23 protein-coding genes are annotated in these 25,893 nt (G+C 64.2%); 15 read left to right on the top strand and 8 right to left on the bottom strand.

Translation table 11 applies throughout. The annotated features are described in order from the left end of the window. The 3 genes from CK944_RS23320 to CK944_RS18410 form a co-directional block, all read left to right on the top strand. Positions 1–194: hypothetical protein (locus CK944_RS23320; RefSeq protein ID WP_205049099.1), on the top strand; the 194-nt coding region annotated here is incomplete at its 5' end. A gap of 290 nt (positions 195–484) precedes the next feature. Next, entirely contained in the window at positions 485–2,791 is a 2,307-nt protein-coding gene (locus CK944_RS18415) for a hypothetical protein (protein WP_103174537.1), read from the top strand. Between the two features lie 62 nt (positions 2,792–2,853). Continuing rightward, a protein-coding gene (locus CK944_RS18410) for an IS5 family transposase (protein ID WP_103174536.1) occupies positions 2,854–3,611 on the top strand; the annotation gives its coding sequence in 2 pieces (ribosomal slippage) (positions 2,854–3,190 and positions 3,190–3,611; 759 coding nt in all). A gap of 156 nt (positions 3,612–3,767) precedes the next feature. Here CK944_RS18410 and CK944_RS18405 read toward each other — a convergent pair. The 4 genes from CK944_RS18405 to CK944_RS18390 all read right to left on the bottom strand — a co-directional run bounded on the left by CK944_RS18405 (position 3,768) and on the right by CK944_RS18390 (position 10,047). After that, positions 3,768–5,264: an NCS1 family transporter gene (locus CK944_RS18405; protein WP_103174535.1), complete on the bottom strand. Its 1,497-nt coding sequence runs from the start codon at positions 5,262–5,264 to the stop codon at positions 3,768–3,770. A 110-nt stretch (positions 5,265–5,374) separates the two neighbouring features. Continuing rightward, positions 5,375–7,156, bottom strand: coding sequence for a hydantoinase B/oxoprolinase family protein (locus CK944_RS18400; RefSeq protein ID WP_103174534.1), 1,782 nt, complete (start codon positions 7,154–7,156; stop codon positions 5,375–5,377). Position 7,157: 1 nt separating this feature from the next. Beyond that, complete coding sequence (locus CK944_RS18395) at positions 7,158–9,233, bottom strand: hydantoinase/oxoprolinase family protein (protein ID WP_103174533.1); 2,076 nt, start codon at positions 9,231–9,233, stop codon at positions 7,158–7,160. Between the two features lie 91 nt (positions 9,234–9,324). Then, positions 9,325–10,047 (bottom strand): isochorismatase family protein, encoded by a 723-nt coding sequence (locus tag CK944_RS18390; RefSeq protein ID WP_103174532.1) that lies wholly within the window; start codon positions 10,045–10,047, stop codon positions 9,325–9,327. 181 nt (positions 10,048–10,228) lie between these two features. On the opposite strand from CK944_RS18390, the gene CK944_RS18385 reads away from it, so the two are divergent. Together CK944_RS18385 and CK944_RS18380 are read left to right on the top strand one after the other, a co-directional pair. Then, positions 10,229–11,125: a LysR family transcriptional regulator gene (locus CK944_RS18385; protein WP_103174531.1), complete on the top strand. Its 897-nt coding sequence runs from the start codon at positions 10,229–10,231 to the stop codon at positions 11,123–11,125. 184 nt (positions 11,126–11,309) lie between these two features. After that, complete coding sequence (locus CK944_RS18380; protein ID WP_103174530.1) at positions 11,310–13,019, top strand: catalase; 1,710 nt, start codon at positions 11,310–11,312, stop codon at positions 13,017–13,019. A 60-nt stretch (positions 13,020–13,079) separates the two neighbouring features. Here the strand turns inward: CK944_RS18380 and CK944_RS18375 are convergent, their stop codons facing one another. Continuing rightward, the gene (locus tag CK944_RS18375; protein WP_103174540.1) at positions 13,080–14,546 is read right to left on the bottom strand and encodes a sodium:alanine symporter family protein; all 1,467 of its coding nucleotides are present in this window, start codon (positions 14,544–14,546) and stop codon (positions 13,080–13,082) included. A 244-nt stretch (positions 14,547–14,790) separates the two neighbouring features. Here CK944_RS18375 and minC point away from each other — a divergent pair, with 244 nt between their 5' ends. The 3 genes from minC to minE are packed head-to-tail and all read left to right on the top strand — an operon-like array spanning position 14,791 to position 16,663. Further along, a complete protein-coding gene (minC, locus tag CK944_RS18370; protein WP_239986146.1) occupies positions 14,791–15,543 on the top strand; it encodes a septum site-determining protein MinC in 753 nt (250 codons plus the stop codon). 26 nt (positions 15,544–15,569) lie between these two features. Further along, a complete protein-coding gene (minD, locus tag CK944_RS18365; protein WP_205049100.1) occupies positions 15,570–16,388 on the top strand; it encodes a septum site-determining protein MinD in 819 nt (272 codons plus the stop codon). Continuing rightward, a complete protein-coding gene (gene minE, locus CK944_RS18360) occupies positions 16,385–16,663 on the top strand; it encodes a cell division topological specificity factor MinE (RefSeq protein ID WP_188716780.1) in 279 nt (92 codons plus the stop codon). The genes minD and minE overlap by 4 nt, the downstream gene beginning before the upstream one ends. 87 nt (positions 16,664–16,750) lie before the next feature. Here the strand turns inward: minE and repC are convergent, their stop codons facing one another. The 3 genes from repC to repA form a co-directional block, all read right to left on the bottom strand. Continuing rightward, positions 16,751–17,851, bottom strand: coding sequence for a plasmid replication protein RepC (gene repC / locus CK944_RS18355; RefSeq protein ID WP_103174528.1), 1,101 nt, complete (start codon positions 17,849–17,851; stop codon positions 16,751–16,753). A gap of 179 nt (positions 17,852–18,030) precedes the next feature. Continuing rightward, entirely contained in the window at positions 18,031–18,936 is a 906-nt protein-coding gene (gene repB / locus CK944_RS18350; protein WP_103174527.1) for a plasmid partitioning protein RepB, read from the bottom strand. After that, a complete protein-coding gene (repA, locus tag CK944_RS18345; RefSeq protein WP_103174526.1) occupies positions 18,936–20,129 on the bottom strand; it encodes a plasmid partitioning protein RepA in 1,194 nt (397 codons plus the stop codon). Before repA ends, repB begins: the two co-directional genes overlap by 1 nt. A 198-nt stretch (positions 20,130–20,327) precedes the next feature. Here repA and CK944_RS18340 point away from each other — a divergent pair, with 198 nt between their 5' ends. The 7 genes from CK944_RS18340 to CK944_RS18305 form a co-directional block, all read left to right on the top strand. Further along, a complete protein-coding gene (locus tag CK944_RS18340) occupies positions 20,328–20,567 on the top strand; it encodes a type II toxin-antitoxin system PrlF family antitoxin (RefSeq protein ID WP_103174525.1) in 240 nt (79 codons plus the stop codon). Continuing rightward, a complete protein-coding gene (locus CK944_RS18335) occupies positions 20,564–20,968 on the top strand; it encodes a PIN domain-containing protein (protein ID WP_103174524.1) in 405 nt (134 codons plus the stop codon). Before CK944_RS18340 ends, CK944_RS18335 begins: the two co-directional genes overlap by 4 nt. A gap of 1,083 nt (positions 20,969–22,051) precedes the next feature. Further along, on the top strand, positions 22,052–22,756 hold the full coding sequence (locus tag CK944_RS18325; protein ID WP_103174522.1) for a substrate-binding domain-containing protein: 705 nt from the start codon (positions 22,052–22,054) through the stop codon (positions 22,754–22,756). A gap of 15 nt (positions 22,757–22,771) precedes the next feature. Further along, the gene (locus tag CK944_RS18320; RefSeq protein ID WP_103174521.1) at positions 22,772–23,437 is read left to right on the top strand and encodes an aspartate/glutamate racemase family protein; all 666 of its coding nucleotides are present in this window, start codon (positions 22,772–22,774) and stop codon (positions 23,435–23,437) included. Positions 23,438–23,439: 2 nt separating this feature from the next. Further along, entirely contained in the window at positions 23,440–24,708 is a 1,269-nt protein-coding gene (otnK, locus tag CK944_RS18315) for a 3-oxo-tetronate kinase (RefSeq protein WP_103174520.1), read from the top strand. Further along, complete coding sequence (gene otnC, locus CK944_RS18310; RefSeq protein WP_103174519.1) at positions 24,705–25,343, top strand: 3-oxo-tetronate 4-phosphate decarboxylase; 639 nt, start codon at positions 24,705–24,707, stop codon at positions 25,341–25,343. The genes otnK and otnC overlap by 4 nt, the downstream gene beginning before the upstream one ends. A gap of 43 nt (positions 25,344–25,386) precedes the next feature. Continuing rightward, positions 25,387–25,893, top strand: a 507-nt coding sequence (locus CK944_RS18305) for a class II fructose-bisphosphate aldolase (RefSeq protein WP_192877781.1), incomplete at its 3' end; no start/stop codon positions are given.

Below are 25,893 nucleotides of genomic sequence, written 5' to 3'. Positions count from 1 at the left end.
TGCGTCGGCATGGCGGACCGGGTAGTGACCTTGCTGAAGGCGCGGCCGCACCTTCCTTGACCGCCCAGCTTGCAGGCGGGGTGGGACGGGATCATGCCGCTGATCACCCGTCGATCATCGACGCGGGGCTGATGGATCGCCCCCTTGAGGCCGGTCTGCTCCGGGATCTGGTCACGACCGTATCGAGGCGCTGAAGGCCAACAACGGTCTCGCGCCGTGCGGGTTGGCTTGGCGCGCGCCGCTGCACCATCGTCCTGAGCCTGTATGCCCGCCGTCTCCCTCCCCCCCGCGGTCGTCAGGACGCAGTAACCGTTAGGCGAAGCTCATTCCTCTTTGGTGTTAGCGGGCCCGCCATCCCTAGTCTGATGGCGATTGGCCGCCGCGCCAATTGCCCGGGATCGCATCGGCGCAGGATAATCACCAGCAAGAATCCTTGTCCCGAACGGGTGCGGCAAGCGCGCACATAGCAGAAGGGAAAGCACAGATGCCGACGATCGATGGCTCCATCAGCGAATGGTCCCCGAATGCGCGACTGGACACGGCGGCGACAGGAACGCCTGGCTATGGCCTGTGGGGCATGGTCGAGGCCAATTACCTGTATTTCGCCCTTTCCGCCGACAGCGTCACCATAGGCGACAACACGACCTTGTGGCTTGATGCGGATCTTGACCGGACGACCGGCTATCAGATCTGGGGCTGGGCCGGTGGCGCGGAATACAATGTCGAGATCGCCGCGGATGGATCCGCACGCCTTTATTCCGGCGGACCGGAACAGACCCTGGTGGCCGAGCTGGAGGAAGCCCGCAGCGGCGACGGCCGCGTCCTCGAATTCCGCATCGACCGTGGCCTGCTGGCAGGAACCCCCAACGCGGTGCGGGTCTATGCCGATGTCAACGACTCGGTCTTTCTGCCCAACTCCTATGCCACGGCGAACTTCATCGTCGGCAGCCAACCCCAGGTCCAGGCCGGCGGCAAGACACTCGACGGCAATCTGACCGACTGGGCGGCGTCCACCCGCCTGGACAGCGCCGCGACGGGCACGGCGGGCTATGCCCTTTACGGGGATCTGCAGGGCGGCACCTATACATTCGCGATCGACAGCGACAGCGTGCAGATCGGCACGAACACGACGATCTGGCTGGACACGGACCGGAATGGTGCGACGGGTTACCAGGTCTGGGGATGGGCTGCCGGCGCCGAATACAACATCAACATCGGGGCCGACGGGGTCGCGCGGCTTTACAGCGGAGCAGCCGGCCAGACCCTGGTGGCCGAACTGAACCATGCCCGCAGCGCGGACGGCACGACCATCGAATTCGCGGTCGATCAGGCGCTTCTGGGGGGCTCGGCCTCGATACGGGTCTTTGCCGACGTGAATGACACGGTCTTCATTCCCAACAGCTATGCCACCGCCAATTTCGTCGTGGGATCGGCGCCTCCGGCCGTGGTGGGGGGCGTCACGCTGGACGGTTCGCTGGCGGAATGGGCGGTTGGCACCGTGCTGGCCACGCAGTCGGGCCACGAACTGCGCGGCCGGCTTGTGCAGGATGCCGCTGGCGACAGCTATGTCTTCGCCGTCGCCTCGAACGGGGCTGCGATCGGCGCGAATACCACCATCTGGCTGGACACCGATCTGAACACCTCGACAGGCCACAAGATCTGGGGCTGGGCCGGAGGGGCGGAATACAACATCAACATCACCGCCGACGGGCAAGCCAAGCTCTATTCCGGCGCGGCGGGCGGCACCTTCGTGGCGGATCTGGCATTCGGCCGCAGCACCGATGGCACGGGCTTCGAGATTGCCGTCCCCAAAAGCCTTCTTGCGGGAAACCCGGCCCAGGTGCGGGTTCTGGCCGATGTCAACGACACGATCTTCCTGCCGGGCGACTATGCCAGCGCGAACCTGGTCGTCGGTGCCCCGCCGCCGCCAGTGCCGGTCGATGCGCCCCAATCCCGCATCGCCATCGTCTATTCGGAAACCACGGCCGCCAACTTCTATGACAAGACCGCCTATGGGCAGCTGTTCATGGCGGCCCAGAACCAGGCCATGCAGGCAGGTGTTCCCTTTGATCTGCTGAACGAAGCCGATCTTCTCGATCCTGCCGCACTGGCCGGATACGATGCGATCGTCTTTCCCTGCTTCTCGCACGCGAAGGCGGCCCAGGTTTCGGCCATCGCATCGTCCCTGGCGACGGCCGTCCAGAATTACGGGGTCGGGCTGATCGCCGCGGGCAACTTCCTGACCAATGACGAAACCGGGGCCGCGATCGCCGGGGATTCCTATGCCCGCATGAAATCACTGCTGGGCGTCACGCTGGAAGGCTTCGGCGCCACGAACGGGATCACGCTGCAGGCGACGGGTGCCGCCAATCCGATCCTGGACGGCTATGCCGCCAATCAGGTCGTGGGCACCTATGGCAACAACTCCTATCTCAATTTCAGGGACATGACCGGCACGGGACAGGTTCTGTTCCAGCAGGTCGTGACGGGTGGAACCCACGACGCCGTCATCGCCACCCAGACCGCCGGCCGCAACGTGCATTTCGCGACCGACGCGATCATGGGCAACAACAACATCCTGGGCGAGGCGATCGACTGGGTGCTGCAGGACAATTCGCCCGACGTGTCCCTGCTGATGACGCGGCACACGTCCCTGTTCTATTCGCGCAACGACATGGACCAGTCGCAAGAGGTGTGGGACGTCCAGGTCCAGGACCCCGGCATCTATGATGCCATGCTGCCGATCATCGAGGATTGGTATGCGGATTATGGCTTCGTCGGGTCCTACTAGGCTCCAGACCCATTGTTTCTGAGCGCTCGCCATGATTCAGGCTTCGCAAGGAGACCTGATCCATGAGCAATCTTTTCTGGCTGAGCGACGCGCAGATGGAGCGCTTGAAGCCGTTCTTTCCCAAAAGCCATGGCAAGCCTCGCGTTGATGATCGGCGTGTGCTCAGCGGCATAATCTTCATCAACCGCAATGGTTTGCGATGGTGCGATGCACCCAGGGAGTATGGTCCGGTGAAGACCCTCTACAATCGCTGGAAGCGATGGAGCGACAATGGTGTCTTCGCTCGGATCATGATGGGCCTGGCGGCCGAGGGTGCCGAGCATAAGACGATCATGATTGATGCCACCTATCTCAAGGCGCATCGCACGGCTTCCAGCCTGCGTGCCAAAAAAGGGGGCGTAGCTGGCAGATCGGGCGCACCAAGGGAGGCATGAACACCAAGTTGCATGCTGTCACCGACGCCAAGGGCCGCCCGATCCGGTTCTTCATGTCGGCGGGACAGGTCAGCGACTACACTGGTGCGGCAGCACTGCTGGGCAGCTTGCCACAGGCCGATTGGCTGCTCGCGGATCGGGGCTATGATGCAGACTGGCTGCGAGAGGCCATTGAGGACAAAGGCATAAACGTCTGCATCCCGGGCAGGTCGTCCCGCAAGAAAACTGTGAAATACGACAAGCGGCGTTACAAGCGGCGCAACCGCATCGAGATCATGTTCGGCCGCCTGAAGGACTGGAGGCGTGTCGCAACTCGATACGACCGCTGCCCAGAGACGTTCTTCTCAGCCATCGCGCTCGCCGCAACAGTCCTGTTCTGGCTCTGAAGATCAATGGGTCTGGAGCCTACGAACTCACGCCCCAGGGCGTTCGCTGCACCATCACGCTGCCCCTTTCGGCCACGCGGGACGGGGCCAGCGGCTGACCGGGGGGGGATCGTCGAAGGGGCAAGGCCGGGACGCAAGGTCCCGGCCCGCCGCGACTTACAGGTCTTCGCGCCCTTCGGCGCCGCCGGTTCCGCAGGGTGTCCGGGCAAAGCGCCCGCCGCCCAGATGCACCCAGTCCATGCCGACCGAGGCTGCCAGGAAATCATCCGGGCCGCCCGACAGTTCGGCCTGCCGGTGCCGGGGCAGGACCAGGGCCCGCATCAGCACCAGATACAGCAGGAAGCCCAGCGGAAAGCCGATCACGAAGGCGAAGGCCGACCACCAGGCCGCGACCGCCCCCGCCAGAAGCCAGGCGATCAGCCCGGCGAGGTTGAAGCCGCGCGCATAGCGATACTGCCCATCGGGGTCGAACAGCGCGGGCACGTTCACGCGGCGGCGGCGGATGACATAGTAATCCGCGACCATGATGCCGCCGATGGCCGACAGGAACGCCCCGTAATAGCCCAGGAAGACGAACAGGTTGTCCAGGATCTGCCAGGGAAAGCACAGCGTGCCCACCACGCCCGCGATGACCACCGCCATGCGATAGTTGATGACGCGCGGCGCCAGGTTGATGAAGGTCAGCGCGGCCGGGATCAGGTTGGCCGAGTTGTTGGTGGACCATTGCGCCAGCACTACCAGGATCAGCAGGACCAGCAGCGCGATGCCCTGGGCGTCGCCCTGGATCACCTCGACCGGGTTCCAGTTGCCGGTGGCGATGAAGGACACCGCGCCGATGCCCGCGATCATCGCCTGGGTGACGGGCAGCGCCACCAGTTGCGCGACGAAGATCGCCTTGTTGCGCTGAAGGAAGCTGCGGGTGCCGGTGCGGGTCTTCACGAAGCGCGTCAGGTTGGGGATGTCGATCGCCATGGTGGACCAGAAGCTCATGTTGGCGATGAACAGCACGATCAGGGATGCCTGCCCTTCCGCCCGGAAGGTCCAGATGTTGAGGCCCTTGGTTTCCGCGATGCCTTCCAGCGTGAAATACATCCAGACGGAAATCGCGATGATCGCGGGCGCGGCAAGGGATGCAAGCCGTTCCACGGACTTGATGCCCAGCATGGTGTTGGCGACCTGCACGGCGGCGAAGATCGCATACCACAGGAACCAGTTGGAAAAGCCCAGGAAGTATTCGCCTATCCCGTTCAGCGCGAGCGCGCCCAGATAGGTCTGGATGCCGAACCACATCGCCGCCACGATGCCCCGCGACACGGCGGGCAGATGCGTGCCGTGGATGCCGAAGGGCGCGCGCAGATAGACCGCGAAGGACAGCCCGTGTTCGGTGCCGATGTCGGCCGTGGCCAGCATCAGCGCGCCGATGGCCAGGTTCGCAAGCCCGATCGTCAGCGCGACCGTGGCCAGGTCGAAGCCGCCCTGGATGCCGGTGGCCCCCAGCGAATAGGTGGCGATGATGACCGCGATCCCCACCCAGATCCAGGCATAGCCCAGCGTGCCGATGGGCCGCTGGCTGGCCTGCGTGGGCAGGATGCTTTCCTCGATCAGGGCGGTGCGGTCCCGTCCGGCGGACAGGCCGTCTTGTGTCATTGTCATGATGCTTATCCCTGTGTGATGGACAGATGCGACCGTCGCGCGGTGGATCACCCCGCGCGGCCGTTCTTCTTGCGAAATGCGAAGGGGCCGCGCGATGCGGCCCCCTGCGGTCAGTCGTGGCGCTGCATCGCGAAGCGCAGCTTTTCGGTGGTCGCCATGTCCACCGTCTCGGTTTCAAGGTCTATGGCGACGCCATAGACCTCTCGGGCATCCCTGGGCGAACAGAACCCGTCCAGGACATCCTCCAGCACCTTGCGGGGGGCGCGGTTCAGCGGGTTGCCATAGCCGCCGCCGTTCGGGCTGTAATAGGTCATCACGTCATCCGCCCCCACCGCCAGGCCCGAGAATTTGGAATGCATCTCCTTTTCCTCGCCCGGCCTGTTCGGGTTGCTGATGGTGCAGCGCCCGCAGGCCCCGTCCTCGCCGCCGAAGATGCCCCAGGGCGCGTCGGTATGGCGTTCGGATTCGTGGGTGATGAAGGCGGGCGTCAGCACCCGCTGGGCCTTGACCACGCCGATGCCGCCCCGGAATTCCCCCGCCCCCGGAGGTGCGTCGTCGCGCAATTCATAGCGGTCGCAGATCATGGGGATATGCATCGCCAGGTCTTCCAGCGGGTTGTTGCGGGTATTGGCCATCAGGTTGTCGATGCTGTCCGGCCCGTCGCTGCGCGGCCGCCCGCCATAGGCGCCCTCGTTCACCTCCAGAAACACCCAGTAATCGCCCGAGGGACGCACCCCCGAATAGGCCGCGAAGCTGATCGAGGCGGAAGACCCCGCGATCACCTGTTCGGGCATCACCGGGGCGAGCGCCCGGATGATGAGGTCGATCATGCGGTTGCACTGGGTGAACCGGGCTTCCGCCGATGCGGGCGCGCGGGGGTTGAAGATCGACCCCAGGGGCGCGGTGACCTTGATCGGGCGGAAGGATCCCTCGTTCGACGGAACCCGCGTGTCGGACGTGGCCGCGTCCAGCAGCAGCTTGCGGAACCCCGCATAGGCCGCGACCTTGGTGGACCCTTCGAAGGGCACGTTATAGGCGGTGGGGGTCTGGTCGGCGGACCCGGTCAGGTCCACCTCGACCTCGTCCCCGCGCACGCGGACGGTGACCTTGACCTTCAGCCGCTGGTCGCGGTTGCGGCCGTCGTCGTCCAGCCAGCCTTCGGCGGTGTAATCGCCGTCGGGGATTTCGCTGATCCGCTGGCGGGTCATGCGCTCGGCGTAATCCATCAGCTGGTTGGCCGCGCCGAAGACGATATCCTCGCCGTATTTCTCAAGCAGTTCGACGAAGCGGCGCGCGCCCAGGCGGGCCGATGCGATCTGCGCCTCGATATCCATCACCAGCTGCCCCGCCGCGCGGGAATTGCGGCGGATATAGTTCCACATGGCGTTGTTGGGTTCGCCCTTGCGGTAAAGCTTGGTGCCCGCGAACAGCATCCCCTCGGCATAGACATCGGGCACGTCGATGATCAGGCCCGGCGTGGCGGCGCCGATATCGACATGATGCGCGGTGTTCCCGGCAAAGCCCACAAGCCGCCCGTGGAAGAAGACCGGCACGACGATGGCCAGGTCCGGCGTGTGGGACGACCCGTGATAAGGGTGGTTGTGGACCACCGCGTCGCCTTCATACCATTCGCCGTCCTCAAGCGTCTCGGCGATGCCGCGCAGGTATCCGGGGATGGACCCGATATGCATCGGCGTCGATTCGGATTCGCAGAGCGTGTTGAAGTTCGTGTCGAACAGCCCCGCGCCCAGATCCTGGCTTTCCCGGATGATCGAGGAAAAGGACATCCGGTAAAGGACATGGCCCATTTCCTCGGCGATGGTTTCGAAGGCGCCACGGATCACTTGCAGCGTGATCGGATCGACCTCGGTGATCTTGGTCATCTGGTTCATGTCAGGCCCCCTTGCTGATGCGCGTGTTGCCGAAGTCCAGCGTCTCGGCGACATAGCCGGGCGGAACCAGGGTGGTGGAATTGTGCTGGATCAGGATCGCGGGCCCCGGCACGCGATCCCCCGCGAACAGTTTCGTGCGGTCATAGCGCGGCGTTTCCAGCGTCCGGCCGCAGTCGAAGGTGGTCGGGCGCACGAACATCAGCGCCCGGTCGATCGAGGATCCGTCGGTGGGTTGCACCTTGGGGATCTCGATCCGGCGCACGCTGGCGGAGCCGATGACCCGCAGCGTGATCAGTTCGACCTCGGCCTTGCGATAGGCATAGCCGTAATCCTTTTCATGCGCGTCGTGGAAGCTGTCGATGATGACCTGCTTGTTGTCCTGGGTCAGCGGCCCGTCGGGGAAATCCGCGCGCAGTTCGAAGCCCTGCCCTTGGTAACGGCATTCCGCGATGATCTTCAGCGACTGGTCCGCGCGGGCGATGCCGTCGGCATCCAGTTCGTCATGGACGCATTGGCACAGCCGTTCGATATGGCCGTTGATGCGGTCGATGTCGGCATCCGTGGCGGTGTTCAGGATCAGGATCCCGGCCTCGGTATGTTCGTATTGCAGGTCGGTCTTCAGCAGGCCCACGGCCGCCGTGATGCCCGGCGCCACCGGCACGATCACGTCGCGCGCGCTGACCGCCTCGGCCAGGGCCACGCCATGCAGCGGACCGGCGCCGCCAAAGGGCATGATGGAAAATTCACGCGGGTCGATGCCGCGCGCGACCGAGTTCGACCGGATCGCCAACGCCATGTTGTTGTTGATGATCTTGATGATGCCAAGCGCCGCGTCCTTCACGGACATGCCCAGGGGCTTGGCGATCTTCTCCTCGACCGCCTTGCGGGCAAGGTCCGCGTCCAGCCGCAGGTCGCCGCCAAGCGCCATGTCGGGGTCCAGACGGCCCAGCACGATCTGCGCGTCGGTGACGGTCGGCTCCTCTCCGCCCCGGCCATAGCAGGCGGGACCGGGTTCGGACCCGGCGGAACGCGGACCCACGTTGAAGGCGCCCGCCTCGTCGATGAAGGCCACCGAACCGCCGCCCGCGCCGATGGTCACAAGGTCGATCATCGGCGTCAGCACCGGATAGCCCGACACATAGGTGTCGCGCTGATTCATGATCTTCAACTGGCCGCCGGGAATGGTGGAAATATCGGCCGAGGTGCCGCCGATATCGACGGTGATGATGTTGGGCGTGCCCGCCATCTCTCCTTCGGACGCGCCGCCGATGACGCCGCCCGCGGGGCCGGACATCAGGATGCGGATCGGGCGGCGGGCGCAGCTGTCAACCGTGGACACGCCGCCGTTCGACTGCATGATCCGCAGCTTCGAGGTGACGCCCGCCTCGCGCAGGCGGGCATCCAGGTCGCGCAGGTAATAGGCGGTCTTGGGCCCGACATAGCAGTTCATCGCCGCGGTCGAGAAGCGTTCGTATTCCCGCATCACGCGGGCCAGTTCCGACGACATGGTGACATAGGCGCCGGGGATCTCCTCCAGCACGATCTCTTTCGCGCGGGCCTCGTGGGCGTCGTTGAGGAAGCTGAACATGAAGCCGATCACGACCGAACTGATGCCGCGCTTGCGGAACAAGGCGCAGGCGTCGCGCACGGCCTGTTCGTCCAGGGGCTCGGCGATCTCTCCGGTCGGCGGCAGGATGCGTTCGCGCACGGCGATGCGGTTGCGGCGCTTGACCAGCGGCTGGCTTTGCCAGGGCACGTCGAAATGCAGGCTGAAGTTATAGGGGCGCTTGTGGCGCCCGATATGCAGGATGTCGCGGAAGCCATGCGTGGTGATCATCCCGCATTCCGCGCCATTGTGTTCGATGGTGATGTTGGTGGCGGTGGTGGTGCCGTGGACGATGGTCTCCACCTCGGCCGGGTCGATGCCCGCCATGGTGCAGATCCCCTGCACCCCCTGGACGACGCCGATCGACTGGTTCTTCAGCGTGGTCGGAACCTTGTGGTAAAAGACACCCTTTGCGCATTCAAGGACAAGATCGGTATTTGTCCCACCCACATCGACGCCAATCCTGGCCATGTGACACCTCTCTGTGTTGGTTGGCTCGCGCCCGTCTTCGGGGGCGCTGTAAAAAGGCGCCGGCCACAAGGGCCGGCGCAGGGGGGAGTGCTTATTCCGCCGCGATCTTCTGGGCGCCGAGGCTGTCGATGTAAGCCACGCATTCATCGACGGTGTGGACGTCGCCGAACTTGGCGTCGATGTCGAACAGGTTCCAGGCCACCGCGCCCGGCACCCGGTCGCCGATCGCCTCCTTGACCGCGATGGTGCGGAAGCCGTCGGCGATGCCGTCGCAGATCGTCTGGCGCACGCAGGCGCAGGCGGTGACGCCCGTGACCAGGATCGTGTCCACGTTGTTGGCCCGCAGGATGCCCGCCAGTTCCGTGCCGTGGAAGGACGAGGCGCGCTTCTTCAGCAGCGTGTATTCGCCTTCGACCGGGGCGATGCGGCTGTCGATGGCCCACAGGTCCTTGTTCTTCAGGTCCACCACATCCACGGGGATCTTGTTGTGCCACAGGCCCATGTCGGTGAAATCGGCATTGCGGTCGGTGATTTCGTATGCGGTGGTGACGTGGACGACCGGCAGGTTCTGGGCGCGGAACGCCTTGAGCAGCTTCTGCATCCCCGGGATGATCTCGTTGTCCATCTTCTCCTGGTCGCAGGTGAAGGGGTTGCCCGGACGGGTCCAGGCATTGGCCAGGTCCACGCTGACCAGGGCCGGACGCTTGCCGAAGCCCACGCGACGCTGGAAGCCGCGTTCCTTGTAAAGCTTGCTGGCGGTGTCAAAGGCTTCCTGCAGCAGGCGGTCCAGTTCCTTGGTGTCCACTTCGCTCATTCTCGTGATCCTTGTCTTGGTTGGCAGGGCTGCGCCCTTGTGTCCCGAGCCGTCTTCAATCCCCGTGCGGGCCGATGATCCGCTGCTCTGGGGATCATATTCCGTGGTTCCTTGACCCAAGGGAAATGGCGTGTCAGCAATTATTCATGCGCCTTACGCATCAATCAGGGGGTGACATTCCATGAGCGATCATTCCGGCATCGAGAATGTTCATTCCTTCGTCACCCTTGCCCAGGAACTCAGCTTTCGGCGGGCGGCCGAACGCCTGCACCTGGACCAGTCCGCGCTCAGCCGCCGCATCCAGAAGCTGGAGGCGACGCTGGGTTTCCGCCTTCTGGAACGCACCACGCGCGAGGTGCGGCTGACCCAGGCCGGGCGCAGCTTCTATGACGACAACGCCCATCTGCTGCGGGGATACGAGGATTCGATCCAGTTGGCCCGGCGGATCGCGGAAGGCAAGCTGGGGACGCTGAACGTGGGCTATATGGCATTCGCGGCGACGGAACTGATGCCGGCGGCGGTGGCGCGGTTCCGCCAAGCCCATCCGCATGTGGACCTGAAGATCCGCTATATCCGCACGCAGGGCCAGAAGATCGCCCTGGCCAATGACGAGATCGACCTGGGCTACATGATCGGGCCGTTCGACCATACCGATTACCACAGCCTGACGCTGTCCACCGACCCGCTGTATGTGGTGACGCCGCGCAACCACGCCCTGCTGCGCCTGCCGGTGGTCACGCCCGCCGATCTGGCGGCCCAGGACATCATCCTGGGCGACACCCACGAATGGGAGGAATACCGCTGGCGCCTGTCCAACCTGTTCAGCGCCGAGGGGATATCCCTGAACATCGCCATCGAGGCGTCCAACACGCTGGCCCTGCTGGGCCTGGTCGCGGCGGGGCTGGGGGTGACCATCTATCCCGAAAGCCTGATCGGCTTCCTGGGCCGCAGCGTCGAGGTGCGGCCCATCATCCATCCGCGCTTCCGCATCAGCACCGTCCTGGCCTGGAAGCGGTCGAACCGTTCGCGCCAGGTCCGCGAATTCGTGGATGTGGCGAAGCTGACCGGAATGCGCTGACGGGCGTGATCTGAAAGGTCTGGCAACGGCGCTTTCGTGACCCGACCGGCAGATTAAAGGGATCGGGACATGGCCGGTCTGCGTTGGTGCGGCAAGACAGGCCGGGCCGGGCAGCGGCACGGGCGAACCGCTTGCGCCCGCGTCATCTGCCCTGCCCTTTCCCTTCGCAGTACGGAGAACAGCCATGGAAGACCAAGCCCCGGACGGCAAAAAGACCCTGACGAACCGGCAGGGCCACCAGATCACCAACAACCAGTCGCAGCGCACGGTCGGCCCGCGCGGCCCGGCGACGCTGGAAAACTATCACTTCCTGGAAAAGATCACCCATTTCGACCGCGAACGGATCCCCGAACGGGTGGTCCATGCGCGCGGCTTCGTCTGCTATGGCGAATTCGAGGCGACCGGCATGATCGGCGACGAGCCCGCGTCCAAATACACCCGCGCCAAGCTGTTCCAGGACAAGGGCAAGAAGACGCCGCTGGCGATCCGCTTTTCCACCGTGATTGGCGGCCGCGACAGTTCCGAGGTGGCGCGCGACCCGCGCGGCTTCGCCGTCAAGTTCTATACCGAGGATGGCAACTGGGATCTGGTCGGCAACAACCTGGCGATCTTCTTCATCCGCGACGCGATCAAGTTTCCCGACGTGATCCATTCGCTGAAGCCCGACCCGGTGACCTTCCGCCAGGAACCCAACCGCATCTTCGACTTCATGAGCCAGACGCCCGAGTCGATGCACATGCTGACGCACCTGTTCAGCCCGCGCGGCATCCCGGCCAGCTATCGCCACATGGAAGGCTTCGGCGTGAACACCTACAAGATGGTGAACGCGGCGGGCGACACGGTGCTGGTGAAATACCACTTCCACCCGCGCCAGGGCATCGCATCGCTGACCGCGGCCGAGGCCGAGAAGGTGCAGGGCAAGGACTTCGGCTCCGCCTCGAAGGACCTGTTCACCGCGATCGAGCGCGGCGACTATCCGCAATGGGACATGTATGTCCAGATCATGGAGGATCACGACCATCCCGAACTGGACTGGGATCCGCTGGACGACACCAAGATCTGGCCGGAAAAGGACTTTCCGCTGCGCCATGTCGGCGTGATGACCCTGAACCGCAACGTCGAGAACTTCTTCGACGAGAACGAGCAGATCGCCATGGGCACGGGCGTGCTGGTGGACGGGTTGGACTTTTCCGACGACAAGATGCTGGTCGGGCGGACCTTTTCCTATTCCGACACGCAGCGGTACCGGGTCGGCACCAATTATCTGCAACTGCCGGTGAACCGCGCCAAGAACGCCAAGGTCGCCACCAACTATGACGGGGGGCAGATGTCCTTTGGCCGCGACATCGCGCCGGGGCAGAACCCGCATGTGAACTATGAGCCCTCGATCCATGACGGGCTGCAGGAAGCGCAGCGCGAGGCCCCCAACAACCCGCCCGAGATCCGGGGCCGCCTGACCCGCAGCGTGCTGGAACGGCGCAACGACTATGTCCAGGCGCGCGGGCGTTACTGCACGATGATGGACTGGGAACGCGACGACCTGGTGCTGAACATGGGCACGCTGCTGGGCCAGTGCGAACGCGACGTGCAGGAACGCATGGTCTGGCATTTCCTGATGGTCCATGACGACTATGGCACCCGCGTGGGCGAGATGCTGGGCATCACCGCCGCCGACCTCAAGCACCTGGCCCCCCTGCCCGGCCAGGTCCTGACCGACGAGGATCAGCGCCGCCTGGAAAACCTGGGCGCGAATGGCGACAAGATCGACCCGACCGTCTGGGGCCAGTGGACCAGTTCCGTCAAGAACCGCCAGACCACCGCCGAGGAGGTCCTGGGCGGGCTGCCGGGGGCACCCGAGAAGGCGCCCCACCGGTCGCAGGCGGCCGGTTCCTGACGGGGACAGGCAAGGAAAAAGGGGCCGGTTCTCCGGCCCCTTTCTTGTGTCGCATCACCCTTAGCGGTGGACGGAACGCTCGGACGCCTTCCACTCCTCCCATCCCGGCTGGCCCTGCATGAAGGCCTCGATCTCGGCGCGGGACGCTTCCAGCTTGGGGTCATGGCGCAGGTAATGGCGCGTCTCGCGCGCGATCAGGCCGGACAGGATCAGCAGCCCGATCAGGTTCGGGATCGCCATCAACCCGTTCATCACGTCCGAGAAGTTCCACACCACGCCCAGCTGCACCGTGCAGCCGAAGAAGACCACGGCGGAAAACAGCACCCGGAAGGGCATCACGCCCCGGCGCCCGACAAGGCGTTCCACGTTGCGTTCCCCGTAATAGGCCCAGCCCAGGATGGTGGAATAGGCGAACATCACAAGGCCTATCGTGACGATCCAGTGGCCCCACTGGCCGGGCAGGCCATGGGTGAAGGCCTCGCCCGTCATGATCGAGGCCGAGATCTGCTGCCCGGTGGCGGGGTCGGTCTGGTTCCAGACGCCGGTGGTGATGATGACAAGGCCGGTGCAGGACACGACGATGATCGTGTCGATGAAGGTCTGGGTCATCGACACCAGCCCCTGGCGCACCGGATGCGTCGTCTGGGCCGAGGCGGCGGCGATGGCCGCCGACCCCATCCCGGATTCGTTGGAGAAGATCCCCCGCGCCACGCCGTATTGCACCGCGATCATGATGGTCGATCCCAGAAACCCGCCCACGGCCGAAGTGCCGGAAAAGGCTTGGGAAAACACCTGCGCGAATGCCGCCGGAACGTCGCCGGCATTGGCGCCCAGGATATACAGCGCCCCCAGCACATAGAACAGGATCATCGCCGGCACGAAGCCCGCCGTGACGCGGCCGATGGACTTGATGCCGCCCACCAGCACCACCAGCGTCAGGCCCGCCAGCACCGCCCCCGTCACCCAGGTCGGCACCGCGAAGCTGCGTTCCAGGTTCGAGGCGATGGAATTGCCCTGCGTCATGTTGCCGATGCCGAAGCAGGCAAAGACCGCGAAGATCGCGAAGGACAGCGCCAGGATGCGGCCCAGGCCGCCGGGAATGCCGCGTTCCAGGTAATATTGCGGCCCGCCCGACTTCTCGCCCGCGGCGTCGGTGGTGCGGAAGCGCACGCCCAGGAAGGCCTCGGAATACTTGGACGCCATGCCCAGAAGCGCCGTCACCCACATCCAGAACAGCGCGCCCGGGCCCCCGATGCCGATGGCGGTGGCCACGCCCACGATGTTGCCGGTGCCGACCGTGGCCGCCATGGCCGTGGTCAGCGCCTGGAACTGCGAGATGTCGCCTTCGGCATCGTCGTCCTTGCGCTTGATCAGGCCCAGCCGCAGCGCGGCACCCAGGCGCAGGAACTGGATCCCGCCCAGCCGGAAGGTCAGATAGATGCCCGTCCCCAGCAGCAGCGGGATCAGCAGGAACGGTCCCCAGACGATGCCGCCCAGGGTCCCCAGAAAGGTCTCGATTTTGTCCATGTGATCAGATTTCCCGTTTTGCGTGCAAAACATGGACACGGCCCGGATTTGTCAACCCGTCCGGTCCTGCGGCCTCCGGGGGCGAACATGGCAGGCCGCGCAAGGCAAGGCCGCCCGGCGGGCATAGGCAGGATCCCGCCATCGCGCGGGGCGCCGTCTTTCGCAGGCCGTATGCTTCGTGGGAAATGCCCTTTCAAACAAGAGCGGCGCGACCCGAGTCGCGACCCGCCAGAGCAGGAGCAGAGTGTTCGACGTGTCAGATGAATACGCCCGTGCCAGGCCCGTCGCGCCGCCTGCAAGGACCGCCGCCTTCCAGGTGCGCGGCCGCTTCCTGACCGTTCTGACGCTTCGCATCGACAACGGGATCGCCGATGACCGGTTCCACGCCCAGCTCGAGGAGCAGTTGGGCAGGACACCGCAGTTCTTTTCCGGCGCCCCCGTGGTCCTGGATCTGGCACAGGCGCCCGAAACGGCCGACCCCGACCGCATCTGCGCCCTGCTGGACAAGCTGCGCCAGCAGGGATTGCAGGTCTTCGGCATCCAGAACGGCGATGGCTTCGATCCGGCGGCGCTGCGCGACCTGGGCCTGATCGCGGTGAACACCGGCCGCGACGCCCCCCTGCCCCGCAGAAGCGGCCCGGCCCAGCCCGCCGCCCCTGCCCGCCCCGCCGAAACCAAGGTCATCCGTTCGCCCGTCCGGTCGGGCCAGATGATCGTGGCCGAACAGGGCGACCTGACGGTGATCGGATCGGTGGCCTCGGGCGCGGAACTGATCGCGGCGGGCAACATCCACGTCTATGGCACCTTGCGCGGCCGGGCCATGGCGGGCTGCCACGGCAACGAGAACGCGCATATCTTCTGTCAAAGCCTGGACGCGGAATTGATAGCGATTGCAGGGCTTTACCAGACCAGCGACTCGCTGGACGACGCCGCCCGCCAACGCTGCACCCACATCTACCTGGAGAACGAGAAACTGCGCATGGAGGTAATTGCATGACGCCTGAAGCCAAGAAGGACGCGCCCCTGGGGCGGGTCATCGTGATCACCTCGGGCAAGGGGGGCGTCGGCAAGACGACCTCGTCCGCGGCAATTTCCGCCGGGCTGGCGAAGCAGGGGTTCAAGACGGTCGTGATCGACTTCGACGTGGGTCTGCGCAACCTGGACATGATCATGGGCTGCGAACGCCGCGTGGTCTTCGACTTCATCAACGTCATCCAGGGCGACGCCAAGCTGAAGCAGGCGCTGATCAAGGACAAGCGGCTGGACACGCTGTTCATCCTGCCGACCTCGCAGACCCGCGACAAGGACGCCCTGACCAAGGAGGGTGTCGAGCAGATCCTGACCGAGTTGAAGGCCGAGTTCGACTATATCATCTGCGACAGCCCCGCCGGGATCGAGCGCGGCGCCCAGATGGCGATGTATTACGCCGACGAGGCCGTGGTCGTGACAAATCCCGAAGTGTCCTCCGTGCGCGACAGCGACCGCGTCCTGGGCCTGCTCAGCAGCCAGACCCGCCGCGCCGAAACCGACGGCGCCGAGCCGATCAAGGCCCAGGTCCTGCTGACCCGCTATGACCAGGACCGCGTGGACGGCGGCGAGATGATGACCGTCGAGGACGTGCTGGAGATCCTGGCCGTGCCGCTTCTGGGCGTGATCCCGGAAAGCAAGGCGATCCTGAAGGCCTCGAACGTCGGCACGCCAGTGGTCCTGGACGAACCTTCGGCCGCGTCCCGCGCCTATGAGGATGCGGTGGCCCGTCTGACCGGCACCCAGGTCGAGATGCGCATCCAGGGCGAACGCCGCCCCGGCCTGTTCCAGCGTTTGTTCAAGCGTGCGTCATGAACCTGTTCAGCTTTGTCCGCAAGCCGCGCCCGACCCAGACAGCCCAGACCGCCAAGGACCGGCTGCAGATCCTTCTTGCGCATGAACGCAGCAGCGGCACCGCCGAGGCCGATTACCTGCCCATGCTGCAACGCGACATCATCGCGGCGATCCGCAAATATGTCCCGATCGGGGAAAAGGAGGTCGATGTCCGCATGGAACGCGGCGACCAGATGTCCAGCCTCGAGATCAACATCGAACTGCCCGGCGCGACCCCGACCCGCAAGCCGGTCTGACGCCCAAGGTCCTGCCGCCGTCGCGCGGCGGGACCACCCTGCCCCGACGGGCTTCCCCAGAACCACCGGACCCAAAGTTGACATCTGTCAACTGGACGCAGCAACCGCATCGCGGTTCCGCAGCAGCGCCATCACCATCGGCCCCACCCGGAAATCTTCGCTTTGCGCCAGACGCCGCAGATAGGCGCCGGGGTTTCGGATGCTGGCGAACCGCTGCAGGATGCAGGACAGCACAACGGCCGCCCTGCCCTCGCCCATGCTGCGCCGGGCAAAGGCCCAGGTCTCGGCGGTGATCCCCAGCATGGGACGGATGAAATCCGCAACCCCGACCAGATCGCGCCAGCTTCTCAGCGGCGCTGCCGCATAGGTTTCGATTTCCGGCGCTGCCTTCAGGATCGCGGCCAGCGGCGGCAGTTCATCCTGTTCCCGGCCCTTTTCAGATTCAAGGATATCAGAGTCTGTATTATGATGGTGACGCTCATTTTGGCTGTCATTGGCGCTCATTTCCGGCGCGGGTTCCGCTTGCCGGGCCATGTCCGCCAGCAATCGGCGCAGACGGCTTTCCAGGTCGCTCAGCGCGTCAAGGTCCAGCTTGCGCCGCATCAATCGTTGCAGATCGGCCAACCGCGCCTGGCACGGCGCCACGCCGTCGGACAGCATGGCGGCATCCCGCATCAGCAGGGAAATGGTCTGCCGCATCCGGCGCATATGCCGCGCCCTGTCCCTGGCCTGGTCGGCGGCCTGGGCAATCTCGGCCGCGCGCTGCAGCAGGGGGCGCAGATCGAAGCCGAAGACATGGTCGATCCGGCCGTTGCCGTCGCGGGTGGCATAGCGCTTGCCATTGGGGCTGTCCTGCCGCCGGATCATGCCTGCCGCAACAAGGGCTGACAGATGGCGGCGCAGCGTGCTTTCCGGCATCCCGTGAAGCCGCGACGACAGCGAGGCGTTTGACGGAAAGACCGTCGGCGCGCCGTCGCGCAGGTCGCGCGCCGGATGAAAGGACAGCAGCGCCGACAGGACCGCCAGGTTGCGATCCGTCAGGCCAAAGGCATCGCGGCCATCGGTCAGGGCCTGCAGCAAGGCCCATTTGTCGGCCGAAGGGCAGGGGGCGGTTGCCGGCCCCCCGGCAGCCATCAGGCCAGCCGGTTGCGTCCGGCGCCCCGGGGGCGTCGTGGAAATATGCCTCATTCGTGATGTCACAAGGCAAAGGAATTGCGTCCGCCGGGACCGACGGTGTTGACAGCCGTCAACTTCAGCCGCTATCTTCGAGGTGCTAGATCGAGAGAACGGCCCTTTGGGATGTCATGTCCTGGGGGGCTTTTCTTTTGCCGTCCTGTGCCTCCTTGGTTGTTGCCCTTCGATGTCCATCACGACCGGCCCTTCTGCCAGTCGCGGTGAAGCTCTGCCATGCGGTCGATCAGCCAGTCGGCGAAGTCATGCCCGCCCCGGTCCAGTTCGATCACCGTTTTCGCCTTGCTGCGCCGGACCTGTCCCAGCGTGGCCCCGTCGGCGGATGCCAGAACCTGCGCCGCAGGCCGGGCAGGGGGGCTGTTCAGCGCCGACAGGACGGCGGCAAAGCGCCTGTCGGAATCCGGGCCGACCGCCAGCGGCACCAGATCCTCGATCGGCCGTCCCTGGGCCTTCTGCGCCAGGGCCAGCCAGCGGTCGCGCCCGGCCGAGGGTGCCGCCCCGATCGCGCGGATCAGCCGGTCGGGCAGGGCCTCGACCACCGTCAGCATCCGCGAGATCACCGTCTTGTCGATCGATAGCGCGTCGCAGACCAGCTTGCGGTCATAGCCCGCGGCGACCATCTGCCGGGCGAAATTCGCCTTCTCGATAAAGCTCAGGTCCTTGCGGGCCGAGTTTTCCTGACCCTGCGCGACCACCAGTTCCCGGTCGTTCAGGCTGCGCACCATGGCCTTGACGGGCAGCCCCAGCCTGCGCAGCGCGGCCACCCGGCGGCGTCCGAAGACGATGTCATAGCGCCCCTCGACATTGGGAGAATGGCGCAGCAGCACGGGGACCTGCTGGCCGTATTCCCGGATCGAGGACATCAGCGCCTCGATCCCGGCGGGGTCGTCGTCCAGCCGGTCCTCGATCCCGGCATCGTCGATCATGTCGGCGGGAACCTCGATGATCGCCCGGGATTTCAGTTCGTTGATGGATTTGGACACCGCGCCGATGGCGCCGCGATCCGACCGGGGCAGGGGGGCCCGGCCATCGTCGGGGACGGGCGCCGTCATCAGGTTCTTCAGCAGATCCTTGCGTGCCATCATCCCCCCTTGCGGCCCCAGGCCGCCTGTATCAGTCCCTCGATCTCGCCGTTGACGGCATTCAGGCTTTCGATGGCGCGTTCATAGGTCGCGCGGGTGAACTGGGACTTTTCCACCTCGTAGAGCGTCTGCTTGGTGATCCCCGCGTCGGAAATGGCGGTGGATTTCAGCACCGGGTGGTTCAGCACATGGTCCCCGAACATCGACCGCATGAAGCTGACCATCTGGTTCTGCGGCCCGTCGCCGGGTTCATAGCGCGTCACGACATAGCGCATCCAGTCATAGTCCATGTCGCCCCCCGCCTCGGCCACCACCCCCAGCAGGTTCGAGGTCATCAGCAGGAACTGGCACATCGACATCACGTCCAGCATCTGCGGATGAACCGTCACCAGGATGGCCGTGGCCGCCGACAGCGCGGACATGGTCAGGAACCCCAGTTGCGGAGGGCAGTCGATCACGACGACGTCATAGTCGCCTTCGACCTCGGCCAGAACATCGCCAATCCTGGTAAAGAAATAGTTTCCGGACCGTTCGCGCAAAGCCATGGGCGTTGCGTGTTCGAATTCCATCAGGTCCAGGTTGCCGGGGATCAGGTCCAGATTGGTGAAATAGGTCTTCTGGATCACCGCACGCAGCGGCACCGGGTCGTCATAGCGGATGGAATCATAGATCGTGCCGCCGTCGGGCAGGTCGAATTCGGGCTGGATCCCGTGCAGGGCCGACAGGCTTGCCTGCGGGTCCAGGTCGATGCCAAGCACCCGATAGCCGTCCAGGGCCAGCTTCTGCGCCAGATGCGCGGCCGTGGTGGTCTTGCCGGAACCGCCCTTGAAGTTGATGACCGTGATGACCTGAAGATGGTCGTCCCCGCGCCGGCCGGGCAGATATGTCCCGGGGGATTTCGCCCCCTTTTCAAGCAGTTCCCGCAAGGCCTGGATATCGGCCGGCGTATAGTAGCGCCGTCCCCCCGCGCGGGTTTCGGGCGACGGCCCCCTGCCTTCCAGATCCAGCTTGCGCAGATAGGCGTCCTTAACCCCCAGCAGGTCCGCCACCTCTCCGCTGGTGAACTTGCGCAATTCGCGCTTGGCATCGGGGGGGAAAAGCTGTTCACGATGGGCTTGCAGCCGTTCGGACAAGGCGGCGGCATGGGCCCCCACCAGCTTGTCGATCCGCGTCTTCAGCTGCGCAGCCCCCATGGCGCCCCCTTCCCGGTTGGCTGCGGCGTGGTTACGCTTTTAGCCGTCTTATTCAGTTTCCTGCGTAAGTTATTGTGCCCTTTTCCGATTCTGGCAAGTCTCTTTCTGGCGGCGGCCTGCGCATGGCCCATCCCTGTGGTTGCCCCTGCAATGCGTTTTCTGTAAAGGTAAGGAACTGCATCAAGAAGGAACATCGTCATGTCCGAATCCGGCGTCACGACCAAGGGCCAGACGACCCTTCCCAAGGCGGTGCGGCAGGCGCTTGGCCTGTCGCCGGGGGACCGGCTGCGCTATGTCATCCTGGATGATGGGCAGGTCCGCCTGATGCGGACGGTTCCCGTGGCAGGTTTGGCGGGCATGCTGCGCCGAGAGGGTCAGGAACCCCTGTCCCTGCAGGACATGGACCGCGCCGTGGCCGAGGGCGCGCGCGGCGAATGATCGCCCTGGACACCAATGTCCTTGTCCGGTTCCTGGTCCGCGACGATCCCCAGCAGGCTGCGGAAGCCTCGGCCCTGTTCGCGGGTCTGACCGAGGACAATCCCGCCTGGCTGTCCCGCGAGGTCCTGGTGGAACTGGTCTGGGTGCTGGAACGCGCCTATCGCCTGCCCCGTGCCGATATTGCCAGCGCCGTCGACGCCCTGCTTGCCGCGCAGGAAGTGGTCGTCGAGTCCCCCGACCGCATCGGCTTGGCCGTCGAACGGTATCGGCAGGGCGGGGCGGGCTTTTCCGACCATCTGATCGCCCTGGCGGCCCACGCCGCGGGCTGCAGCGCCACCTTCAGCTTCGACCGGCAGGCCGTGGCCCGGGCCTGCATGACGCCGGTGCCCGCCTTGGCGTGAAGGCGCCCTTGATCGGGAAATCCGTTCCGGCAGGACGGTTCTACAATAATGGATGCGTCGTTGAAACGGCCGTTTGTGGATGTTTTCAAAGGCAAGGGTCGCTGATTGGCGCTGTTTTTGAGAAGGGCAGGGGCGCCAGATACGAGGCCCGTGCCTCCTGTCAGCGCAGCACTCCTGTAGTCCAAAGCCGTTTGAGAGCAGCCTTTCGGGACACAGAACGGGCTTCTGACGACCCCTAGCAAGTACTTCCGACAGGCAGGCTTTACCGGATACAGATGAACAATCCTTACATCGGTCGCTGATCCGCAACTGTGTTGATAACTGCGGTGATGGCGGCGTGCAGCTAGAGATTATTGCTTATCTTGGGTGGACCTAAACAAGGTAATTGGGGCAGATCTCCGGATAAGTGGGGCAGATTGCGGGGCAGCTGGTCTACAGACGATAGTCTGGTTGTAGCCCCTGCTATCTACAACAGTTGCCAAGTAATGTGTCTGAGCCACATTGCCCCGGAATTTGCCCCACTTACCTAAACAAGTAGCTGGGGCAGTTCTCCGGGTCGGCTGGCGCAGGCGCTCTGTCCAACCATGAGTTCCGGAAGGAATGGGAAGCGCTCCGCTAGCGCACTGAGTCCGAACCGGTGACCCAGATAGACGAAGAAGGGAATGCCGAGCTTCCGGCACCTCTTCATCAGCCAGAGCACCACTTCGCGGAGCTGACGGCCATCGGTGCTCATCGTGCGATTGAGATCCGGCGCTTGGTTGCGCAGGCACGCAGATCAATTTCAGAGGAATTGGTGTAGTGCGGGATCACTGGGTGCTCCACCACTTTCAGCAGCTCAGACTAGGACTTAGCCCGGATCCGTGAATAAGATTGCAGCGTTGGCGCACCTGAACAACATACGCACTCTCGAGGCCACCATGACGGCTCGATTGAGGGGTAGGTATCCTCAGTTCTCGTAAGATATTCCATTACACTTTCACGGTGTGAAAGGGCGGCCGCTTACGTTGACGTCTGTGGTGCTGCTTCCTCCAATAGAACGGCCTTGTAAGAGCAAGCGAGGCTTCGTTTCTGCGGAGGAGAGAAATGGCCGGCAATTTGCAGATCATGAGTACACTGGCGGTCGAGCTTGCTTTCAAGCGCGACGTCCTTCCCTCCTGGGAAAAATTGGGAGTTCCTGCGCATGTCCAATGGTCTCCCACCACTGTGCTGGTTGATGATATCCGTCGGGGCAAGCGGGCGGACGTTCTTATCATCATCCGCGAACAGCTTGACCAACTGGAAGTCCAAGGCATTATTCAGACCGGAACGGTTACGCCGATTGCCCAAGCTCGGTTCGGGCTCGGCATTCGGGCGGGAACCCAGCATCCAAAGATAGCCAGCTCCGGCGACTTCCTGAACACGATCCGCAATGCTCGGAGCACCGCTTATTCGCTATCGGGTGCCAGTGGGATTCATCTAAGCAAGATCTTGCGGGATCGCGGCATGCAAGATGTGCTGGATCGCGGAACGCCGATCCAGGCGGGCTATACCGCCGAGAAGGTGGTATCGGGCGAGGCGGACCTGGCGGTCCAGCAGATCAGCGAACTGATGATGGTGGACGGGATCGAGGTGGTTGGTCCCTTCCCGGATGAGCTGCAACAGCCCACAGATTTCGCCGCCGCCATTTTTGCCGGAGCGGCAAATTCGGCGAACGCCCGAGCTTTTCTGGATCATCTACAATCGGCACAGGCACAGCAGGCTTACCGGAACGGTGGTCTGACGTCCCTTGTCGCCGAAACCGCTGCCTGAACCCGAGGTCACCCAATGGCACGTTCCCCCCGCATCGTCTTGCTCCATGCGACCCCTGTGGCGATGGAGCCAATCAAATCCGCAATGGCACGACTTTGGCCAGAGGCAGAGGCCGTCAATCTGTTGGATGACGGCCTGACAATCGACCGTGCCCAAGAAGGCGACGAATTGTCTGAAATCCTCATTGAACGTTTTGTGGATTTCGGCCGCTATGCCTGCCGGACTGGCGCCGACGGAATCCTTGTCACCTGTTCTGCCTTCGGGCCTGCCATCGACCGCATGATCGAGACCCTGCCGGTGCCTGTGCTGAAGCCTAACGAGGCCATGTTTCGGGCGGCACTCCAGCATGGCAACCGTATCGGGATGCTGGCAACTTTTGCCCCCTCAGTCGCGACCATGGAGGCAGAGTTTGCCGATCTTGCCGTAAGGGCTGGAGCGAAAGGCAAGCTCGAGACGATTGTCGTCCCCGACGCCATCGATCTGCTTCGTCAGGGCGACGCCGAGGCCCACAACCGCCTGGTGGGGGAAATGGCCCCGGCCTTGTCGGATCGTGACGCCATCATGTTGGCACATTTTTCGACCTCACGCGCAGCCGAAAGAGTGCGTGCGGCCGTCAGCGTTCCGGTTTTCACCGCGCCTGATGCCGCAGTGACGCGGATGCGCGACTTGGTGACGAGGTAAGCATGCTGTTGGGGGTCATTGCCGACGATTTTACCGGCGCCAGCGATATCGCGAACACCATTGCCTGCGGCGACGGCCGATCGGGTGGAATGATAACGTCGCAATACATGGGTATCCCCAGTAATCCAGCCGATCCGTCGGTGGAGGCGGGGGTCATTTCGCTCAAGACCCGCTCATCGCCCAAGGACGAGGCGGTGGCGCAATCCTTGCAAGCGCTTCGCTGGTTAAAGGCGCAAGGATGCGAGCAGATCGTGTTCAAGTATTGCTCGACCTTCGATTCCACGGCTGAAGGCAATATCGGTCCCGTGGCTCAGGCGCTGGCCGCAGAACTGGGCGTCGGCGGCGTGGTAGTCTGCCCGGCTTTTCCCAGAGCAGGACGGACGATCTACCAAGGACATCTTTTCGTCCACGATCGTCTGCTGAACGAGTCCGGCATGCAGAACCATCCACTGACACCCATGACGGATGCGGATATCCGCCGCTGGCTGTCAAGCCAGGTAGAAGGACCGGTCGGCATGGTTCCCCTGCAAACCGTCCGGCGAGGGTCGGAGGTGCTGGCGCAGGCTCTGGTGCAGGGTGGCCAGCAGCTGGTTGTTGTCGACGCAGTAGAAGATGCGGACCTGCGCCTCATTGGTCGTGCCTGTGCCGGGGCACCGCTGGTGACGGGAGGATCGGGCGTGGCGCTCGGATTGCCCGCGAACTTCATCCGCCAGGGTCAGGTGCAGGGTCGCAGCGGAAACAGCTTCTTGGGCATCGAGGGACCAGAGGCGATCTTGGCAGGAAGCTGCTCTGGCGCGACAAGAGGGCAGATCGAACAGCATGCCAAACGTCATCCCGTGCTGCCAATTTCGGTTGATCATGTCATGGCGGAAACGATTGGCGTGCCTCAAGTGCTATCCTTCATAATGGAGCATGCTGGACGCGCACCGCTGGTCTACTCCTCGGGCACTCCCGAACAAGTGCGCGAGGCGCAAGGGCGGTATGGTCGGGAGGCGGTGTCGGCCACTCTGGACAACCTGTTCGCAACGACCGCTCAGGCTTTCCTGAACAATGGCGGCAAGCGGCTGGTGGTTGCAGGAGGAGAAACTTCCGGGGCGGTGGCGCAGGCCTTGGACCTGGGAGAGGTAATGATCGGGCCGGAAATCGACCCCGGCGTGCCAATCCTGATCAGCGCCCGGCGGAATGCCGTGCTGGCGCTGAAGTCAGGCAATTTTGGTCAGCAGGATTTCTTCGAAAAAGCCACCCGGATGCTGGCGGGGGCACCGGCATGAGCGAGGAAGCCGAACTGCGCAGCAAGATCGTTCGTCTGGGCGCGCTGCTCTATCAGCGCCAGCTTGCGCATGGTAGCGCGGGCAACCTGTCTGCGCGGCTTGCCGATGGCAGCTTTCTGGTGACGCCGACAAACAGCTGCCTTGGCATGCTGCATCCCGGCCAGATCTCGCGCATCTCGGCCAGTGGAGATTTGCTGGATGGGGATCCGCCTTCGAAAGAGGCCTTCTTTCATTTGGCCATGTACGAGGAACGCCCCGCGGCCGGGGCGGTCGTGCATCTGCATTCAACCTATGCTGTCGCCGTGTCCTGCATGTGCCACGACTGCACCGATGACGTGCTGCCGCCATTGACGGCTTATCACGCCATGCGCGTCGGCAAGCTGCCCCTGGTCGATTACTACCGGCCAGGGGACCGGGCTCTGGCGGATGCGGTGCGCAGGACAGCGCGCCAGACACACTCCATGCTGCTGGCCAATCACGGCCCGATCGTTTCTGCCAAGTCCTTGGAGCAGGCGATCTATACCTATGAAGAACTGGAAGAAACGGCAAAGCTGTTTTTTATTCTGGGCGACCGGCCGACCCGACCCTTGGACGCACGGGCACTGGCAGAACTGAACGCGGCCTTTCCCAACTGACGCGATCGCCCGAAGCGACACTCCCCTTTATTGGAGACATGCCATGGCACTCACCTCGATGCGCCAGATCCTCGACCATGCGGCAGAGCATGGCTATGGCCTGCCGGCCTTCAACATCACCAACCTGGAAACCTTGCTGGCGGTGATGCGGGCTGCCGACAGGACCGATAGTCCCGTCATCGTCCAGGTCACGCAAAGCGCACGCCGCTATGGCGACGACATCCTGCTGGCGCATCTGGTCCGGGGAGCGGCGGAACGGTTTCCCCATATTCCCTTGTGCCTGCATCAGGACCACGGCAGCAGCCCGGATGTATGCCGCAGCGCCATACGGATGGGTTGCACCAGCGTGATGATGGACGGATCGCTTTTGGCGGATGGCCAGACGCCATCGGATGTCGATTACAACATCCGGGTAACGGCCGAGACGGTGCAGATGGCCCACGCGCAGGGCGTCTGGGTCGAGGGAGAGATCGGTGTTCTCGGCTCGCTCGAGACGGGCGGGGGTGAACAGGAAGATGGCCATGGCCTAGAGCCTGTTGCACTCAATCTA

The organism is Paracoccus sp. SY (assembly GCF_002901215.1).
Classification (GTDB): domain Bacteria; phylum Pseudomonadota; class Alphaproteobacteria; order Rhodobacterales; family Rhodobacteraceae; genus Paracoccus; species Paracoccus acridae.
This window is presented reverse-complemented; position numbering and strand designations above follow the sequence as displayed.

Coding starts and splice junctions, on each gene's coding strand:
- CK944_RS18415 (WP_103174537.1), top strand. CDS start 485: ATGCCGACGATCGATGGCTCCATCAGCGAATGGTCCCCGAATGCGCGA.
- CK944_RS18405 (WP_103174535.1), bottom strand. CDS start 5,264: ATGACAATGACACAAGACGGCCTGTCCGCCGGACGGGACCGCACCGCC.
- CK944_RS18400 (WP_103174534.1), bottom strand. CDS start 7,156: ATGAACCAGATGACCAAGATCACCGAGGTCGATCCGATCACGCTGCAA.
- CK944_RS18395 (WP_103174533.1), bottom strand. CDS start 9,233: ATGGCCAGGATTGGCGTCGATGTGGGTGGGACAAATACCGATCTTGTC.
- CK944_RS18390 (WP_103174532.1), bottom strand. CDS start 10,047: ATGAGCGAAGTGGACACCAAGGAACTGGACCGCCTGCTGCAGGAAGCC.
- CK944_RS18385 (WP_103174531.1), top strand. CDS start 10,229: ATGAGCGATCATTCCGGCATCGAGAATGTTCATTCCTTCGTCACCCTT.
- CK944_RS18380 (WP_103174530.1), top strand. CDS start 11,310: ATGGAAGACCAAGCCCCGGACGGCAAAAAGACCCTGACGAACCGGCAG.
- CK944_RS18375 (WP_103174540.1), bottom strand. CDS start 14,546: ATGGACAAAATCGAGACCTTTCTGGGGACCCTGGGCGGCATCGTCTGG.
- minE (WP_188716780.1), top strand. CDS start 16,385: ATGAACCTGTTCAGCTTTGTCCGCAAGCCGCGCCCGACCCAGACAGCC.
- repC (WP_103174528.1), bottom strand. CDS start 17,851: ATGAGGCATATTTCCACGACGCCCCCGGGGCGCCGGACGCAACCGGCT.
- repB (WP_103174527.1), bottom strand. CDS start 18,936: ATGGCACGCAAGGATCTGCTGAAGAACCTGATGACGGCGCCCGTCCCC.
- repA (WP_103174526.1), bottom strand. CDS start 20,129: ATGGGGGCTGCGCAGCTGAAGACGCGGATCGACAAGCTGGTGGGGGCC.
- CK944_RS18340 (WP_103174525.1), top strand. CDS start 20,328: ATGTCCGAATCCGGCGTCACGACCAAGGGCCAGACGACCCTTCCCAAG.
- CK944_RS18335 (WP_103174524.1), top strand. CDS start 20,564: ATGATCGCCCTGGACACCAATGTCCTTGTCCGGTTCCTGGTCCGCGAC.
- CK944_RS18325 (WP_103174522.1), top strand. CDS start 22,052: ATGGCCGGCAATTTGCAGATCATGAGTACACTGGCGGTCGAGCTTGCT.
- CK944_RS18320 (WP_103174521.1), top strand. CDS start 22,772: ATGGCACGTTCCCCCCGCATCGTCTTGCTCCATGCGACCCCTGTGGCG.
- otnK (WP_103174520.1), top strand. CDS start 23,440: ATGCTGTTGGGGGTCATTGCCGACGATTTTACCGGCGCCAGCGATATC.
- otnC (WP_103174519.1), top strand. CDS start 24,705: ATGAGCGAGGAAGCCGAACTGCGCAGCAAGATCGTTCGTCTGGGCGCG.